Genomic DNA, 14357 nt, shown 5'->3' with positions numbered 1-14357 from the left:
AGCAGCGCCATCACGGCAATCAGCGACGGGAGCAGACCCGCAAAACCGAGCAGGCGGGCATCGCGCGGGGTCATGGGGCCGCGCGCACCGGCACCGGCACATTGCAGATGTCCGCGCCGCCGGCCGGGCGGTTGAAGAAGCTGTCCCGCCGGTTGGCGCGCGCGTCCGCATAGGCTGCGAATGCCGCGCTGTCCGTCTTCAGGGACTGCCAGCGTTTCGGCGCGCCCGCGCGCACCGCTGTGATCACCCGGCGTTCGCCCGGCTGCTCGTAGAAGCCGAGCGTACCGGTCCCGCGCGGCAGGCTGGTCAGGGCCTCGATCCCGTCGATCACCCGGCCGACCAGCGCGATGTTGCGGTCGAGGTGGCGCGGGGCGTGGCCGTTGACGACATAGAGTTCAGCACCGGTGCCGGTATCCGGCGCAAGGTTGCGCCCGACGCCGACCATGCCGAAACAATGCGGCAGCCAGGCGCGCGCGCCATCGCTCGCGACCGGCCAGCCGCCGGCGTGGCCGGTCATGGGCGCATAGGGTCCGGGAACCCGAGCGGGCGGAACCCGAGGCCTTCCAGCGACCGGTCGTAGTCGCTGGCGGGCGCGACCCCAGGCCGGGCGGCAGCGGCTTGTGCTCGGTCGCATCACCCCACTGCACGACATAATTTTCCTGCACCCGGTTGATGCTGACGCCGTCGAACCAGCGGGCGGAAACCAGTTTCTCGATGTTGGCAACGTGCACCGGCGCGAAGCCGCGCACCAACTGGATCGTCACGGTGCGCCCACCGGCCACCGTCATGGTCAGCAGGTCGGCATCCGGGATGGTGGTCCAGGCGTCCGCCGGTGCCTGCGCCACAATCTCGCCCGGCGATGGCGCCTGCGCCTGCGCGTTTTGCGGCGGGCAAACCAGCGCGGCCAGGATCAGGGGCAGAACGGCGAGGCCGCGCCCGAAGCGGTAACGTTTAATCGTTTGGCAAACGTATTGCATTAGTGTGGCTGCCTATCAGCGTGGTTAACGAAAGGCTCGCCGCTCATGTTTGCCCGATTCAACAAGACCTTGTCAGCACGAATCGTCGCTGGCGCGCTTTGCACCATGTTTCTCGCGCTCGCGCTCATGGTTTTACCGCGAGCAGCATGCTCCAGGGGCAGCTTGAGCTGCTGGCGCAGGAGCGACAGGATTCAAGCATGCGTGTCGCCTGGGAGGTGCTCAAGTCAAGGGCGATCGCTTCGCGATCAAGGACGGCAAACTGGTTGTCGGCGATAACTACGTCGTCAACGACAATTTTGAGGTTGTCGATCGCGTGAAGGAGCTGGTCGGCGGCACGGCCACCGTGTTCCAGGGCGATATGCGCGTTTCCACCAACGTCAAAAGCCGGACGGCAGCCGCGCAGTCGGCACGCCGCTGGCCAAAAACGCCGCCTACGAGGCGATCTTCCAGCAGGGCAAACCCTATCGCGGGTCCGCGGATATTCTCGGCACCCCTTCTATACCGCCTATGATCCCATCCTGGATGCTGATGGCAAGGTCATCGGCATCCTCTATGTCGGCTTGAAGAAGTCCGAATTTCTCGAGCATGTCCAGGCTGCCCGCAGCAAGCTGCTGCAGATCGCCTTCGGCGTCGGGCTGGCCGGCGCCTGATGATCGCCTGGTACCTGCGGCGCACCCTCAAGCCTCTGACCGAGATCGCTCACACGACCCGTGCTCTTGCGGAGGGCCGCCTTGACATGGATGTCCCAAGTCAGGGTCGCACCGATGAAGTCGGCGAGATCGCGCGGGCGCTCGATGCGCTGCGCGACGCTCTGGTCGAGCGGAACCGTCTGGAGGCGGAAGCCGCACAGGCCGCACAGGAATTGCAGGAGCTCGAGAAGAACCGCATCACGGAACAGCTCGCGCTGCAAAGCGCCGAAGCCGGACGCCGGGCGGAAGAGCAGGCCGCCGCCGCAGAGCAGCGCAAGGAATTCGTGGCGTCCCTTGCCGGCACGATGGAGCATCAGGTCGCGGAGTCCATGGATCGGGTGACGCAGGCGCTGCAGGAACTCGGGCAGGCATCGGAGACGATGCGGCAGGGTGCATCCGCCACGCTGGCAAGCTGTGCCCTTGCCGCCGACAAAAGCAACATCGCCTGCGAGAACATCGAAGCGATTGCAGCAGCAACCGAAGAAATGTCTGCGTCCGTCCGGGAAATCGAGCGCAAGATCGGCGTTGCGGCCGTCGAGATCGAAAAGGCGGCCCGGCAAACCTCGGAATCGACCCAGACCATCGCCAGCCTGTCGCAAGCGTCGCACCGGATCGGCGCCGTCGTCGAACTGATCCAGGATATCGCCGAGCAGACCAACCTGCTGGCGCTCAACGCCACCATCGAGGCGGCACGCGCCGGCGACGCCGGGCGCGGCTTCGCGGTCGTCGCCAGCGAGGTCAAGGGTCTTGCCACCCAAACCGCCAAGGCGACCCAGGATATCAGCGTGCTGATCGGCGAAATCCAGGCGCATACGGAGCGCAGCGTCGCCACCATGGGTGCCGTGGCGCAGCAGGTGGAAACCGTGCACGAGATATCCTCCGAGATTTCGGCAGCAGTACGCGAGCAGGCGGCCAGTACCGCGGAGATCAGCCGCTCGACGCGCGTGGTGGTCGAGACCGTGGACGTGCTGAACGACGAGGTGGAAAACATCAAGGCGCTGGCGCAGGCGGCGGACCAGCAGGCCGGTGCCGTGGTCAGCTCCACCACCATGCTCGATGCGCAATCCACAAGCATGGCGAGCGAACTGGCTGCACGGCTGCGGGATCTGCGCGCCGCTTGAGCCGCGCTCGCACCGCTGGCTGCGGCGTTGAGACTCGTCGTGTCTCAGTTTGAACATCCGCTCGTGGTGAGCTGGACGAACCACGAGCCGCTCACCCTTCGTCCAGCTCAGGGTGAGCGGGGAGGTTTCAAACTGAGGCACGAGCTTGAGACTGCGCGGCTTGCGCTGAGGCGCAGGTCCGCCTAACCCTCTGGCGCATGAAGCGAACGCATCTGCCTCTGAATGGCCTGCGCGTGTTCGATGCGGCGGCGCGCCACCTCTCGTTCACGCGCGCCGCAGACGAACTGGCGGTGACCCCGGCCGCCGTTGGCCAGCATATCCGTGCGCTGGAGGACTTGCTGGGCGTCGTGCTGTTCCGGCGCACCACGCGCGGCCTGGAACTGACGGCGGAAGCCGAAGCGGCGCTGCCATCCCTGCGCCTGGGCTTCAGCCATTTCGAACAGTCGGTCGCGCTGCTGCAGGTCGGGCAGGCGTCGACGGTCGTGACCATCTCCGCGCCGGCAAGCTTCGCCGCGCGCTGGCTCGCGCCAAGGCTCGCGGCGTATCGGGCGCAGAACGAAGGCCTCAGCCTGCGGCTGTTCGCAAGCACCGGCCCGATCGATTTCACGCAGGCGAACATCGATCTGGCGATCCTGCATGGGCCGCAAGCGCCGGACGGGCAACCGTCGCACCTGCTGCAGGGGATGCGCTGGCGGCCGTTGCTGCGCCGGATGTGCGTGCGCCGCTGATCCACAATGCGGACAACGACTGGGCCGCCTGGCTGGCGCGGGCCGGCGTGCCGGACGCACGGCCGGGCGATGGCCTGCACGTCGACCTGAGCGCGGCGGCCATCGAGGCGGCGCTTGCAGGTCAGGGTGTTGCGCTGGCGTCGGTGCCGCTGGTCGCCGACCTGCTGGCGCGCGGCCTGCTCGTCGAGCCGTTTGGCCCTGCGCAGCCCGATCCGCGCTGCTACTGGCTCAGCGCGCCAGAGCCGCAATGGCAACAGAAGAAGGTGCGCGCGCTGGTGGCCTGGCTGACGGGCTTGCAATGACGGGTCAGTCCAGGCCCAGTTCGCGCTGGCGTTTTTCGACAGTCCGCTGGCGACCAGCCGGTGGGACTCGGCGAGGTAGAATTGCAGGTCCTCATCGCTCAGCCCGGGTTCGGCATAGTGCTGGATCCACAGCATGCCGCGCGAAGCAGGTAGGGTGCCGGGCGCAGCCCCGGCATCTGGCGCAGGACTTCATAGCTCATCGGCGAGACCTTGAAGGTGATGCCCGTGCTGGAAATCACGAACACCTTCCCGCCGACCTTCCAGACATCCGCACCGCCCCACTGCACCACGTGGGTCGTCGCCGGCAGGGCGGCGCAGAAAGCGTTCAGTTCGCTTGGCGTCATGGGCATCCTCTGCGGCTAGTGGGTCATTTTGATAATCGCTCGTGGTGAGCTGGACGAACCACGAGCCGCTCATCCCTTCGTCCAGCTCAGGGTGAGCGGCAAAGCTTCAAAAGACCCGCTACCCCTTTGCTGCTAGGCTTGTCAGATGCCCTGATCTTTGCGCACAGTCGCGCCAAAGCATAGGGGAAGGACATGGCTGGAACCATTGCCGCGCTCATTCTGGCGATCCTGGCGTTTTTCACGGTCGCAGCCGGCGTCGTGACCGTACGCCAGGGCTTTGAATATACGGTCGAGCGTTTCGGCCGTTACACCAAGACCCTGCGGCCCGGCTTCCACCTCATCGTGCCGTTCGTTGACCGGGTCGGCCGGCGCATCAACATGATGGAACAGGTGCTCGATATCCCCGGCCAGGAGATCATCACCCGCGACAACGCCATGGTCGGGGTCGACGGCGTGGTGTTCTACCAGGTTCTGGACGCGGCATCCGCTGCCTACCAGGTCTCCGATCTCGTGCTCGCGATTCTCAACCTGACCACCACCAATCTGCGCACGGTCATGGGGTCCATGGACCTCGACGAGACCCTGTCGCAGCGCGATGCGATCAATGCGCGGCTGCTGACCATCATCGACCAGGCGACCCACCCCTGGGGCCTGAAGGTCACCCGCGTCGAAGTGAAGGATATCCGGCCGCCCGCCGACATCTCCAACGCCATGGCCAGGCAGATGAAAGCGGAACGGGAAAAGCGGGCGACCATCCTTGAGGCCGAGGGTGCCCGCAGTGCGGAAATCCTGCGCGCCGAGGGCCAGAAGCAGGCGCAGATTCTGGAGGCCGAAGGACGGCGCGAGGCCGCATTCCGCGACTCCGAGGCGCGCGAGCGCGAAGCCGAGGCCGAAGCCCGCGCGACCACCATGGTCAGCGAGGCGATAGCCGCCGGCAATGCGCAGGCGATCAACTATTTCGTTGCGCAGAAATATGTGGAGGCGATGACCGCGTTCGCCCAGTCCAGCAACAGCAAGACGATCTTCATGCCGCTGGAACTGTCGTCCCTGGCCGGCTCTGTCGGCGGCATTTCGGAACTGCTGGCCGCCATTCGCCCGGATGACAAGCCGGCCGGACAGCGGTAATCAACGGTATCCTGGTCTTTCGCGAGGCGCGCATGAGTCTGTCGGAAATAATGAGCGGCGACACCGGTTACGGCTGGTGGTGGGTGGCTACGGGCCTGATCCTTTCAGCGCTGGAAATCTTTGCGCCGGGGTCCTTCATGCTCTGGGTCGGCATCGCCTGCATGATGACCGGTTTCCTGACCGTGGCTGCCAGTCCGGCGGTCGAGGTGCAATTCATGCTGTTCGCGGTGTTTGCGGTTCTGAATGTCGTCGTGCTGCGCACCCTGCTTCGCCGCTTCCCGATCGTCTCCGCCGCGCCATTGCTCAATCGCCGCGGCGACCAGCTCGTCGGCCAGACCCTGAAGCTGATCGAACCGATTGAAGCGGGTACAGGCCGCGCCCGTGTCGGCGACACCGCGTGGCTGGTGCGCGGGCCGGACATGCCGAACGGCAGGATGGTCAAGGTGATCGGCGTCGAAGGCGCACAGCTGGTGGTCGCGCCGGTCAATCCCTGAAGCTGGCCCATTCGGCCAAAAGGGCCGGTCGCATGCGATCGAACCCTGCACACCCCGATCGAGTCCCGTACGCGAAACACTGCTTTCGCGAGTCTCGCACTAGTCGCCCCCGGTTTCTCCTGACATCTATGGGGTCATGCTTGGAGAAACGTCATGATCCCCGCAGTTTTCGTCTGTAACTGCACGCCGAGCCAGTCGCCCAGCGACCAGGCGACGAAGCGTGCCCTGAAGAAGTTGGGCGACCGCCTGCCCCGACCGCAGGCGATCGCGCTGATTTCCAATCAGTGGCGCACGACGACAGTGCAGGTGCGCCTGGTGACGGCGAATGGCGTGGAGACGCCGGCGGGCAAAGCGGCGGCGGCCATGGTCGCAGGCGCCATCGGCGCGACGGTTGCAGTGCCGCTGCGGGTCGAACATCTTGGCGACGGCAGCCATTGGCCGGTCGCCTTCATGTTTCACAAGGACATGCCGCCCATCGTCGAAGTGTCGCTGCTGAGCCTGCGCGGCGCACTGCACCACTATAGTCTCGGCCTGCATCTGGACAAGCTGCGCACCCGCGACGTTCTGGTGCTCGGCTGCGGCGGGGTCACATGCGGCGATACCGCGCAACCGAAGGACATGGCCGGGTTCATGGCCTGGATGAACAAGGTATTGCAGAGCGGACGCATCGACGACCTGCTGGACTACCGCGAACGGTTCGAATGCACGGTGACGCCTGAGCCGCAGGAGCAGTCGCTGATGCCGCTATTCACCGCGCTCGGCGCGGCCGGGCCGGGCGCCAGCGTCCGCAGCGAGATCTGCAACGCCGAAGACGCCCCGACCCGCACCAGCGTCTTCGTGTTCGAATAAAGCTAGCTGCGGCTGCTCGGCTTGATGTCGTGCTCGGCGAGGACTTCGGCCGGGCTGACGTTCGGCGAGATGGCGCGCATGGCCGCAAGCTGCGCCTTGAAGTTCGCCAGGTCCCTGCCGGCGAGCCAGCGCCCGGTCGGCAGCTTGCTGTCCGCAGGATTGACGGCTGCGCCCTTCAGATAGACTTCGTAATGCAGGTGCGGGCCGGTCGAGAGGCCCGTCGTGCCGACATAACCGATGACCTGGCCCTGCTCGACGCGTGCGCCGGTGCGCACACCGCGCGCAAAGCCTCTCAGGTGGGCGTAGCGGGTCTGGAAGCCCTGACCGTGGCTCAGCACGATCACATTGCCGTAACCGCTGTTGAAGGCCGCCGATGCGACCGTGCCAGCGCCAGACGCCAGCACGGGTGTGCCTGTCGGCGCGGCGAAGTCGATCCCCTTGTGCATGCGACTGTAGCCGAGGATCGGATGCCGGCGCATGCCAAAGCCGGAGGTCTGGCGGAAGCCGCCCTCGATCGGCGTCTTCATCAGCATGCGCTTCACGGACACGCCGTCGGCGTGGAAATATTCAAGCGCGCCGCCGGAGGGCGAAGCCGGTCAGCTCCAGCGTCTTGCCGGATTTTTGAGCATGAGCGCGGCATAGAGCAGCTTGCCGGTACGAACCTCGCCGGTTTCCGCGATCTTGCGCTCGAAGACCAGGGAGAAGCGGTCACTGGCGACGACATCGCGCTGGAAGTCGACGCCAAGGACAGCAGCTTGACATACTGGTTGACCAGTCCAGCCGGCACACCGGCACGGCGCGCCGCGACATACAGGCTGGAGCCGACCGACCTCGATGCGCGCCGGCGCATCGACCACCTGCAGCGGGATCGCCTTCGCGAGAAGCTGGCCGCCCAGGCGGCGCGCCTCGACGACCTTGTCGAACGCAGCGCGAAAGCTCAGCGCATCAAGCGGGCGCGGCTCATCGGCGCTGAGGCGACGGCCCAGCGTGACATGCAGCGCGGCCCCGCCCTCGAACCCGAGGGTGCCGAGCTGAGCCTCCAGCGCCTTTGCGCATCCTTGGCGATGCTGCGGGACGCGCCGGCGCGCGCCAGCGCGCTCGCCAGGCTTTCACCCCGGCGCATGCGGGTGCTGGCGGAAACGCTCGCCGGCTCCAGCGGCGCGGCGAGCGCACGCACCTGCGGCGTCATCGGCACTCTGGCCCCGGTCCGGCCACCGTCGGCGAGCGGACCGATGGTCAAGGGGCGAGCAGCTCGCGCTGCGATGCGGACATGGCATCCGGGAAGCGGGATGGCGGGGTCGGGCTTTCGATCGCCTGCATCGCCAGCAGGGCGCAGGACAGCATGGCACCAAGCGTCGCAAACCCGCGCCACCACTCCGCCGAGCCGATCCGGTAGCCCAGGTCCACCGCCCAGGGCGCAGGTTGGCCACGCTGGGCGGCAACGGCAAAACCCACAGGGGCGAAAGCAAGCGCGGTATCGGCGTTCATCGCGAGCCTGAAGTCGGAACCGGGATCATGTCTGTGCGTCACCTGCCTGCACAAAGACTGCGAGTCGCGGATTTCCCGTCGCACTCGATGATTCTTCATCTGTGCCGTCGCGATTCGGCCAAGTCAAACTGAAATCGCTCGATTGTCAGCCGCTTGTCCCGATTCAGGACAGAAGGACAAAAATTTCCCTACGAACTGTAGCGTATTCTTCACAATTCCCTACTATGGATAGTCGAAATCGGCTTGATCTTCCCTGTTCGTGAGGTCAGGGTACGCTTATGGGTCACCATCGGACGCCGCCAGTCACCGCAGTCCTCGGGCCGACAAACACCGGCAAGACCCACCTCGCTGTCGAGCGCATGCTTGGCCACTCCTCCGGAATGATCGGCTTTCCACTGCGGCTGCTGGCCCGCGAGGTCTATGACCGCACGGTCGCCGCCAAGGGCGCTGACCAGGTCGCGCTGATTACCGGCGAGGAAAAATCATCCCGCCCGGCGCGCGGTATTTTCTCTGCACGGCCGAGTCCATGCCACTGGAGCGCGATGTGGCGTTTCTGGCGCTCGATGAGGCACAGATGGGTGCGGATGAAGAGCGCGGCCATATCTTCACCGATCGTCTGCTGCGCGCGCGCGGGCGCGATGAAACCATGGTGCTGGGTTCGGCCAGCATCGCGCCGCTTATCCGGGCCCTGCTGCCGGATGCCGACATCATCAGCCGACCGCGTTTCTCGACCCTGACCGGGGTCGGCGCGTGCAAGCTCGCGCCTGCCCAAACGCTCGGCGATCGTCGCCTTCTCGACCGAGCAGGTCTATGCGCTTGGCGAAATGCTACGTCGCCAGCGCGGCGGGGTCGCCGTGGTCATGGGCTCGCTGAGCCCGCGCACCCGCAACGCCCAGGTGGCGATGTATCAGGCGGGCGAGGTCGATTATCTGGTGGCGACCGACGCCATCGGCATGGGCCTCAACATGGACATCGGCCATGTGGCGTTCGCGGCGGTGCATAAATTCGACGGCCGCCGGTTCCGCCGGCTCAAGCTCTCGGAAATCGGCCAGATCGCGGGCCGTGCCGGGCGCCACCGCAAGGATGGCAGTTTCGGCTCGGTCGCACTCGGCAGCGATCCGGACGCGGGCCTGACCGCTGAGGAAATGCTGGCGGTCGAAGGGCATGTCGTCCCGGCGCTCACCGAACTGAAATGGCGCAACGCCGTGCTCGACTTTCATTCGGTGCGCACGCTGATCGCATCGCTGGATGTACGCCCGCCACGCCCCGAACTGTCGCGCCCGGCCGATGCCGTCGATCTGGCCGTGCTGCGCGTGCTGGCGCTGGAGCCGGAGGTCCAGCAGCGCGCGCGCGGCGAAAAGGCGATCCGCAAGCTCTGGGCCGCCTGCCAGCTTCCCGATTACCGCAAGATCTCGCCGGACAATCACGCGCGGCTGGTACAACGGCTGTATCGTCACCTGACCGAAGGGAACGGCACGATCCCCAACGACTGGATCGGCGCCGAAGTCGCCCGTCTCGACAATGTGAACGGCGACATCGACACGCTGGCCGCCCGCATCGACGGCGTACGCACCTGGGCTTACATCGCGCATCAGGCCGGCTGGCTTGACGATCCGGCCCACTGGGCGGGACGGACCAAGGAGCTGGAGGAAAACTCTCGGACGCCCTGCACGAGCGGCTGACCCAGCGGTTCGTCGACCGGCGCACGGCCGTGCTGCTGCGGGAACTGCGCGACGCCAGCGCCGTGGCCGTCGGCGTCGCGGCGGACGGCGCGGTCGAAGTCGACGGCACGGCCATCGGCACGCTGTCCGGCTTCACCTTCTCGGTCGACCCCTTGAGCAGCCATAGCGACAAACGCCGCGTGATGGCGGCCGCCGAGCGGGCGCTGGAGGGCGAAATGGGCCGCCGCGCCCGTGCGCTCGCCGGCAGCGAGGCGACGGACTTCCGCCTCTGCCCCGAGGTCAGCGCGCCGCGGGTCGGCGTGTGCTGGCGCGGCGCGATGGTCGCGACGCTGGAGACCGGGCAGGACATGCTGCGCCCGCGCATCCGGCTGGCCGCCGGTGCCATGGCACTGCCGCCGCAGGACCGCGCCCGCGTGCTCGAACGGCTCGACCGCTGGCTGACCGCGCAAGTCGACAAGGAACTGGCGCCGCTTGCCCAGTTGCGCGAGGCGCTCGCCATCAGCAACCCGGACCGGCTGGAGGGTGCCGCACGCGGCCTGGCGGTACAACTGCTCGACCAGCTCGGCGTGGTGCGTCGAGACGCAGCCGCGGGGATCGTCAACGCCCTCACCAAGGCGCAACGCCGGCGGCTGGCGGCCTGCGGCGTGCGCATCGGCGCCTACCACATCTACCTGCCGCGCCTGCTGAAGCCGGAGCCGACCCGCTGGCGCGCAGCGCTCTGGTCGGTGCGGTACGGCGCGCACCAGCCTCTGCCAGACCTAAGCGCAGTCTCGATCGACCGCATGCCGGGGTCGCCGACGCCTTCTATACCATGGCGGGCTATTGGCCGGTCGGGCCGAAGCTGGTGCGGATCGATATCGTCGAGCGGATCGCCAGCGCCCTGCGCGGGCCGGCAATGCGCCGGTGGTGCCGCCGGATCAGCTCATCTGCTCGACCGGCCTGACCCGCAGCGACTTCGGCCACCTGCTGGCCACGCTCGGCTATCGCCGCAAGCTGGCACCGCCGAGCGAGGATGCCGGCGGGCAAGCCAAGACCATCGCGTTCCAGTGGAAGGGGCTGCGCCCGCCGTGCGCCGTCCCGCACCCGCTGCAGCGCCTGAACATTCGCCATTTGCCGTCCTGGCGCAGCTGCGCCGCTGAAGAAGAGAGAAGCCCAGACAGGAGACCATTGCCTATGCCGAAACAGCGCCCGAACCCGTCGCACGTCTGTCAGCCCGACCAAGCCGCCCATGGCCCGGGACAAAGACTGGACAAATGGTTGTGGTTCGTCAGGCTGTTCCGGTCCCGGTCGGAGGCCGCCGACATGTGCGCCAGCCGCCACCTGCGGCTCGACGGGCGGGTGATCGACAAATCGCATGCGACGGTGCGCCCCGGTTCCATCGTCAGCTTCCCCAAGGGCGGGCGCGTTGTCGTCGTCAAGGTGCTGGGCCTGGCCGAACATCGCGGGCCGTTTACGGTCGCGCGGGAACTCTACGAGGACTTGAGCCCGGAGCCGCGCCCAACGTTCGCGCACGCTGCTACCGAGCACTATGCGGCCTGCCCGGCGTGATGCGCTTGACGGCGTGGGAAGGCCCGCGCTAGCACGCGTTTGACCTGCCCCGTGCAGCCGCCATCATCCGTCCGGAGGAACCCGCCATGACCTATGTGGTCACCGAAGCCTGCATCAAATGCAAATACATGGACTGCGTGGAGGTCTGCCCGGTCGACTGTTTCTACGAGGGCGAGAACATGCTCGTCATCAACCCGAACGAGTGCATCGACTGCGGTGTGTGCGAGCCGGAATGCCCGGCGGAGGCGATCCTGCCGGACACCGAGCCGGGCCTGGAAAATGGCAGGAACTGAACGCGCAATATGCCGCGCTCTGGCCGAACATCACCGAAAAGGCCCGACGCCCGACGACGCCGACGACTTCAAGGGCGTGGACGGCAAGTTCGACAAGTATTTCTCGGCCGAGCCCGGCAAGCGGTAGCGCGATTTCTAGAGCCTGATGACTTTAGGTTGACCCACACGCCATCGCGCGGTTGCACACGCGCCGCTCACCCTGAGCTGGACGAAGGGCTGAGCGGCTCGTGGTTCGTCCAGGCTCACCACGAGCGGACTTTACAGCCTGCTCCAGCGAAGATCGGAATGGCGATCCCATCCAATGTCATCAGACTCTAGCAGGCTGGTGAAAGCTCACATCTAGACGAGCAGCTTGCGTGCCGACTGGATCAGCTCTTCCTTCTTCTGGTCCTTGTCGCTCAACGAGGTATCTTCCGGCACCTTGAGGCCACGCTGCACCGCCGGACGCTTCGCGATCTGATCCATCCAGCGCTTCAGGTTCGGGAACGGGGCGATGTCGACACCCGACCAGTCGTGGATGCGCACCCAGCAGAAGTTGGCGATATCGGCGATCGAATAGTCGCCGGCCAGGAATTCGCTGTGCGCCAGATGCCCGTCGAGCACGCCGAACAGGCGCTTGGTCTCGTTCTGGTAGCGGTCGATCGCTGGCTGGATCTTTTCCGGGAAGTAGCGGAAAAACACGTTGGCTTGCCCCATCATCGGGCCGATGCCGCCCATCTGGAACATCAGCCACTGCAGCACGCGGGATCGCCCCTTGGCGTCGGCTGGCATGAACATGCCCGACTTCTCGGCCAGATAGATCATGATCGCCCCGGACTCGAACACGGCAAAATCGCCCTCGTCGTGGTCGACGATCGCCGGAATGCGGCCGTTGGGGTTGATCGCCAGGAACCACGGTTCCTTCTGCGTCCCTTCCGAGAGCTTGATCGGCTGGACGGTATAGGCAAGGCCCATCTCCTCGAGCGTCACCGAGGCTTTGTGGCCGTTTGGCGTAGCGGACGTGTAGAGCGTGATCATGCATGCCTCCTTGACAGTGGAGCGCATGATATAATCCCCTGCGGCGCGCGTGGTCAGGTGTGGTGCGCGAACGAAGTGTCGCCAGCCCGCGCGACACTCTTACATTGACGCGCGCGGCGGTCTCGACTATAGACCCGCCTTCTTTTCCGGCGGCGCGCGTGAAGCGCACATCCAATCGCCGCCGACATCGGAACTTGGGCTGTGCGCCCACGGAATGGAATAGGGTTTTGAGCCATGGCGCGTGTGTGTGAATTGACAGGCAAGGGTCGGCAAGTGGGCAACAACGTGTCCCACGCCAACAACCGCACCAAGCGGACCTTCCTGCCGAACCTGCAGAACATCACCTTCCTTTCGGATGCGCTGGGTGCCGGCTACAGCTTCCGCGTCACCACCCACGGTGCGCGCTCGGTCGAGCATGCCGGCGGCCTTGACTCCTGGCTGCTGAAGACCCGCGACGCCCAACTGTCGATCAAGGCGCGCCGCCTGAAGCGCCTGATCGAGAAGAAGCAGCAGCCGGCTGCCTGAAGCGCATGACCGGTCGCCACGGCGATCCGGCATGACGGCGGACATCACGATCGATATCGAGGCCGCGCGGGGCGATTTTCAGCTTCGCGCGGCTTTCCGTGCGCCCGGCAGCGGTGTGACCGCGCTGTTCGGGCCGTCGGGGTGCGGCAAGACCAGCCTGCTGATGGCGGTTGCCGGGCTGCTGCGCCCGCAGCGCGGCCGTATCGCCATCGGCGACACGGCGCTGTTCGACGCCGCGGCCGGGTGGATCAGCCACCGGAGCGGCGGCGGATCGGCGTGGTGTTCCAGGATGCCCGGCTGTTCCCGCACCTGAGCGTCGCCGCGAACCTGCGCTACGGCCAGCGCCACGCCCGCGCGGCACCCATCGTCGGGCATGCCGATCTCCTGGAGCTGCTGGACCTGATGCCGCTGCTGGAGCGCCTGCCCGGCACCCTGTCCGGCGGCGAGAAGCAGCGGGTCGCGATCGGCCGCGCCCTGCTGTCCGCGCCGCGCCTGCTGCTGCTCGATGAACCCATGGCCGCGCTGGATGCAGCGCGCCGCATCGACATCCGGGGCTGCTCGCCCGCCTGCGTACGACCCTCGACATTCCCATGCTGCTGGTGACCCATGACTTCGGCGATGTGCTGAAGCTCGCCGATCATCTGGTGTTGATGCAGGGCGGCACGGTCACGGACTCCGGTCCGCTCGCCGAGGTCGCGCAGCGCCTCCCGCACACCGCCCGATCGAGGCGGGCGTCACGGCGGCGACCCTGATCGAGGGCCGGGTGGTCGAGATCGCAGACCTGCACCTTGCCTGCGTCGAGACGGCGCTCGGCCGGCTCACCGTCGAGGCTGTCGGGCTGAACCGGGCCACGCCCTGCGGCTGTCGATCCCGGCGCGCGAGGTCATTCTGGCGCGCGCATCGGTTCCGGAGATCAGCGTCGTCAACCAGTTGCCGGCGACGATCCAGGCGCTGGACCCGGACCCGAGCGGCAATGTCCGCGTGACCCTGCGCGTCGGGAACGCACAGCTTCTGGCACTCGTCACAGCAGCCTCCGCCGCCCGCATGCGGCTTGGCCCCGGCGAGCCGGTCTATGCGCTCATCAAGGCGCTGGCGCCGGTGTCGGTTGCCGGCGGATAGCTGGCGCCAGCCCCTTGTGTTGCGAAAATGTCACATTACATCGCGGTAAGTCTCAT

General features: G+C 66.6%; 21 protein-coding genes and 3 pseudogenes. 16 read left to right on the top strand and 8 right to left on the bottom strand.

The genetic code is table 11. The features are described 5' to 3' along the window. Positions 1-70 precede the first annotated feature (70 nt). Both E6W36_RS20705 and E6W36_RS20700 read right to left on the bottom strand, forming a co-directional pair. Positions 71-445, bottom strand: coding sequence for a hypothetical protein (locus E6W36_RS20705; protein WP_281277294.1), 375 nt, complete (start codon positions 443-445; stop codon positions 71-73). Then, a complete protein-coding gene (locus tag E6W36_RS20700; protein ID WP_281277293.1) occupies positions 396-977 on the bottom strand; it encodes a peptidylprolyl isomerase in 582 nt (193 codons plus the stop codon). The genes E6W36_RS20705 and E6W36_RS20700 overlap by 50 nt, the downstream gene beginning before the upstream one ends. Before the next feature lie 208 nt (positions 978-1185). On the opposite strand from E6W36_RS20700, the gene E6W36_RS18910 reads away from it, so the two are divergent. The 5 genes and pseudogenes from E6W36_RS18910 to E6W36_RS23395 all read left to right on the top strand — a co-directional run bounded on the left by E6W36_RS18910 (position 1186) and on the right by E6W36_RS23395 (position 3817). Further along, on the top strand, positions 1186-1488 hold the full coding sequence (locus tag E6W36_RS18910) for a cache domain-containing protein (RefSeq protein WP_342776879.1): 303 nt from the start codon (positions 1186-1188) through the stop codon (positions 1486-1488). Continuing rightward, positions 1475-1525: pseudogene (locus E6W36_RS23990) on the top strand (hypothetical protein); the annotation flags it as partial. The gene E6W36_RS18910 and the pseudogene E6W36_RS23990, both read left to right, overlap by 14 nt. A gap of 101 nt (positions 1526-1626) precedes the next feature. Then, entirely contained in the window at positions 1627-2787 is a 1161-nt protein-coding gene (locus tag E6W36_RS10625; protein WP_222872581.1) for a methyl-accepting chemotaxis protein, read from the top strand. 197 nt (positions 2788-2984) lie between these two features. Continuing rightward, positions 2985-3515, top strand: a complete 531-nt coding sequence (locus tag E6W36_RS23400; protein WP_222872580.1) for a LysR family transcriptional regulator — start codon at positions 2985-2987, stop codon at positions 3513-3515. After that, complete coding sequence (locus E6W36_RS23395; RefSeq protein WP_222872579.1) at positions 3500-3817, top strand: LysR substrate-binding domain-containing protein; 318 nt, start codon at positions 3500-3502, stop codon at positions 3815-3817. The genes E6W36_RS23400 and E6W36_RS23395 overlap by 16 nt, the downstream gene beginning before the upstream one ends. Before the next feature lie 98 nt (positions 3818-3915). Here the strand turns inward: E6W36_RS23395 and E6W36_RS10610 are convergent, their stop codons facing one another. Next, entirely contained in the window at positions 3916-4167 is a 252-nt protein-coding gene (locus E6W36_RS10610; protein WP_222872578.1) for an MmcQ/YjbR family DNA-binding protein, read from the bottom strand. Between the two features lie 186 nt (positions 4168-4353). Between E6W36_RS10610 and E6W36_RS10605 the strand changes: the two genes are divergently transcribed. The 3 genes from E6W36_RS10605 to E6W36_RS10595 all read left to right on the top strand — a co-directional run bounded on the left by E6W36_RS10605 (position 4354) and on the right by E6W36_RS10595 (position 6629). Then, positions 4354-5286 (top strand): SPFH domain-containing protein, encoded by a 933-nt coding sequence (locus E6W36_RS10605; protein WP_222872577.1) that lies wholly within the window; start codon positions 4354-4356, stop codon positions 5284-5286. A 32-nt stretch (positions 5287-5318) separates the two neighbouring features. Next, positions 5319-5780: an NfeD family protein gene (locus tag E6W36_RS10600; protein ID WP_222872576.1), complete on the top strand. Its 462-nt coding sequence runs from the start codon at positions 5319-5321 to the stop codon at positions 5778-5780. 153 nt (positions 5781-5933) lie between these two features. Next, positions 5934-6629, top strand: a complete 696-nt coding sequence (locus tag E6W36_RS10595; RefSeq protein WP_222872575.1) for a class III extradiol ring-cleavage dioxygenase family protein — start codon at positions 5934-5936, stop codon at positions 6627-6629. Between the two features lie 2 nt (positions 6630-6631). On the opposite strand, the gene E6W36_RS10590 is transcribed toward E6W36_RS10595, so the two are convergent. From E6W36_RS10590 to E6W36_RS10575, 4 genes are all read right to left on the bottom strand, one after another. Continuing rightward, the gene (locus E6W36_RS10590; protein ID WP_246048315.1) at positions 6632-7162 is read right to left on the bottom strand and encodes a M23 family metallopeptidase; all 531 of its coding nucleotides are present in this window, start codon (positions 7160-7162) and stop codon (positions 6632-6634) included. A gap of 63 nt (positions 7163-7225) precedes the next feature. Beyond that, a complete protein-coding gene (locus E6W36_RS10585; RefSeq protein ID WP_222872573.1) occupies positions 7226-7486 on the bottom strand; it encodes a hypothetical protein in 261 nt (86 codons plus the stop codon). 80 nt (positions 7487-7566) lie between these two features. Next, positions 7567-7869 (bottom strand): hypothetical protein, encoded by a 303-nt coding sequence (locus tag E6W36_RS10580; RefSeq protein WP_222872572.1) that lies wholly within the window; start codon positions 7867-7869, stop codon positions 7567-7569. Next, on the bottom strand, positions 7866-8117 hold the full coding sequence (locus E6W36_RS10575; protein WP_222872571.1) for a hypothetical protein: 252 nt from the start codon (positions 8115-8117) through the stop codon (positions 7866-7868). The genes E6W36_RS10580 and E6W36_RS10575 overlap by 4 nt, the downstream gene beginning before the upstream one ends. A gap of 278 nt (positions 8118-8395) precedes the next feature. Here E6W36_RS10575 and E6W36_RS23390 point away from each other — a divergent pair. The 3 genes and pseudogenes from E6W36_RS23390 to fdxA all read left to right on the top strand — a co-directional run. Continuing rightward, positions 8396-10377 (top strand): annotated as a pseudogene (locus E6W36_RS23390) (helicase-related protein); the annotation flags it as partial. A 595-nt stretch (positions 10378-10972) separates the two neighbouring features. Continuing rightward, positions 10973-11347 carry a S4 domain-containing protein gene (locus E6W36_RS10555; RefSeq protein ID WP_281277292.1) on the top strand — a complete coding sequence of 125 codons (375 nt, stop codon included), beginning with the start codon at positions 10973-10975 and terminating at the stop codon, positions 11345-11347. Between the two features lie 86 nt (positions 11348-11433). Then, a pseudogene (gene fdxA, locus E6W36_RS23385) lies at positions 11434-11767 on the top strand (ferredoxin FdxA). A 212-nt stretch (positions 11768-11979) separates the two neighbouring features. Here fdxA and E6W36_RS10545 read toward each other — a convergent pair. Next, positions 11980-12657, bottom strand: a complete 678-nt coding sequence (locus tag E6W36_RS10545) for a glutathione S-transferase family protein (protein WP_222872567.1) — start codon at positions 12655-12657, stop codon at positions 11980-11982. Between the two features lie 234 nt (positions 12658-12891). On the opposite strand from E6W36_RS10545, the gene rpmB reads away from it, so the two are divergent. Genes rpmB through E6W36_RS22100 form a run of 5 tightly spaced genes read left to right on the top strand, consistent with a single transcriptional unit; the run spans position 12892 to position 14301 of the window. Further along, a complete protein-coding gene (rpmB, locus tag E6W36_RS10540) occupies positions 12892-13182 on the top strand; it encodes a 50S ribosomal protein L28 (protein WP_222872566.1) in 291 nt (96 codons plus the stop codon). 31 nt (positions 13183-13213) lie between these two features. Beyond that, positions 13214-13495, top strand: a complete 282-nt coding sequence (locus E6W36_RS22115) for an ATP-binding cassette domain-containing protein (RefSeq protein ID WP_342776651.1) — start codon at positions 13214-13216, stop codon at positions 13493-13495. Continuing rightward, a complete protein-coding gene (locus tag E6W36_RS22110) occupies positions 13426-13785 on the top strand; it encodes an ATP-binding cassette domain-containing protein (protein WP_342776650.1) in 360 nt (119 codons plus the stop codon). The genes E6W36_RS22115 and E6W36_RS22110 overlap by 70 nt, the downstream gene beginning before the upstream one ends. After that, positions 13773-13934, top strand: coding sequence for a hypothetical protein (locus E6W36_RS22105; protein WP_222872565.1), 162 nt, complete (start codon positions 13773-13775; stop codon positions 13932-13934). Before E6W36_RS22110 ends, E6W36_RS22105 begins: the two co-directional genes overlap by 13 nt. 40 nt (positions 13935-13974) lie before the next feature. Further along, positions 13975-14301 (top strand): TOBE domain-containing protein, encoded by a 327-nt coding sequence (locus E6W36_RS22100; RefSeq protein WP_342776878.1) that lies wholly within the window; start codon positions 13975-13977, stop codon positions 14299-14301. Positions 14302-14357 lie beyond the last annotated feature (56 nt).

It is taken from the genome of Hankyongella ginsenosidimutans (assembly GCF_005144965.1).
GTDB classification, from domain to species: Bacteria; Pseudomonadota; Alphaproteobacteria; order Sphingomonadales; family Sphingomonadaceae; genus Hankyongella; species Hankyongella ginsenosidimutans.
The sequence above is the reverse complement of the archived record's forward strand: the minus strand, read 5'-3'. Positions and strand labels throughout refer to the sequence as shown.

Coding starts and splice junctions, on each gene's coding strand:
- E6W36_RS20705 (WP_281277294.1), bottom strand. CDS start 445: ATGGTCGGCGTCGGGCGCAACCTTGCGCCGGATACCGGCACCGGTGCT.
- E6W36_RS20700 (WP_281277293.1), bottom strand. CDS start 977: ATGCAATACGTTTGCCAAACGATTAAACGTTACCGCTTCGGGCGCGGC.
- E6W36_RS10625 (WP_222872581.1), top strand. CDS start 1,627: ATGATCGCCTGGTACCTGCGGCGCACCCTCAAGCCTCTGACCGAGATC.
- E6W36_RS23400 (WP_222872580.1), top strand. CDS start 2,985: ATGAAGCGAACGCATCTGCCTCTGAATGGCCTGCGCGTGTTCGATGCG.
- E6W36_RS10610 (WP_222872578.1), bottom strand. CDS start 4,167: ATGCCCATGACGCCAAGCGAACTGAACGCTTTCTGCGCCGCCCTGCCG.
- E6W36_RS10605 (WP_222872577.1), top strand. CDS start 4,354: ATGGCTGGAACCATTGCCGCGCTCATTCTGGCGATCCTGGCGTTTTTC.
- E6W36_RS10600 (WP_222872576.1), top strand. CDS start 5,319: ATGAGTCTGTCGGAAATAATGAGCGGCGACACCGGTTACGGCTGGTGG.
- E6W36_RS10595 (WP_222872575.1), top strand. CDS start 5,934: ATGATCCCCGCAGTTTTCGTCTGTAACTGCACGCCGAGCCAGTCGCCC.
- E6W36_RS10590 (WP_246048315.1), bottom strand. CDS start 7,162: ATGCTGATGAAGACGCCGATCGAGGGCGGCTTCCGCCAGACCTCCGGC.
- E6W36_RS10575 (WP_222872571.1), bottom strand. CDS start 8,117: ATGAACGCCGATACCGCGCTTGCTTTCGCCCCTGTGGGTTTTGCCGTT.
- E6W36_RS10555 (WP_281277292.1), top strand. CDS start 10,973: ATGCCGAAACAGCGCCCGAACCCGTCGCACGTCTGTCAGCCCGACCAA.
- E6W36_RS10545 (WP_222872567.1), bottom strand. CDS start 12,657: ATGATCACGCTCTACACGTCCGCTACGCCAAACGGCCACAAAGCCTCG.
- rpmB (WP_222872566.1), top strand. CDS start 12,892: ATGGCGCGTGTGTGTGAATTGACAGGCAAGGGTCGGCAAGTGGGCAAC.
- E6W36_RS22115 (WP_342776651.1), top strand. CDS start 13,214: ATGACGGCGGACATCACGATCGATATCGAGGCCGCGCGGGGCGATTTT.
- E6W36_RS22105 (WP_222872565.1), top strand. CDS start 13,773: ATGCTGCTGGTGACCCATGACTTCGGCGATGTGCTGAAGCTCGCCGAT.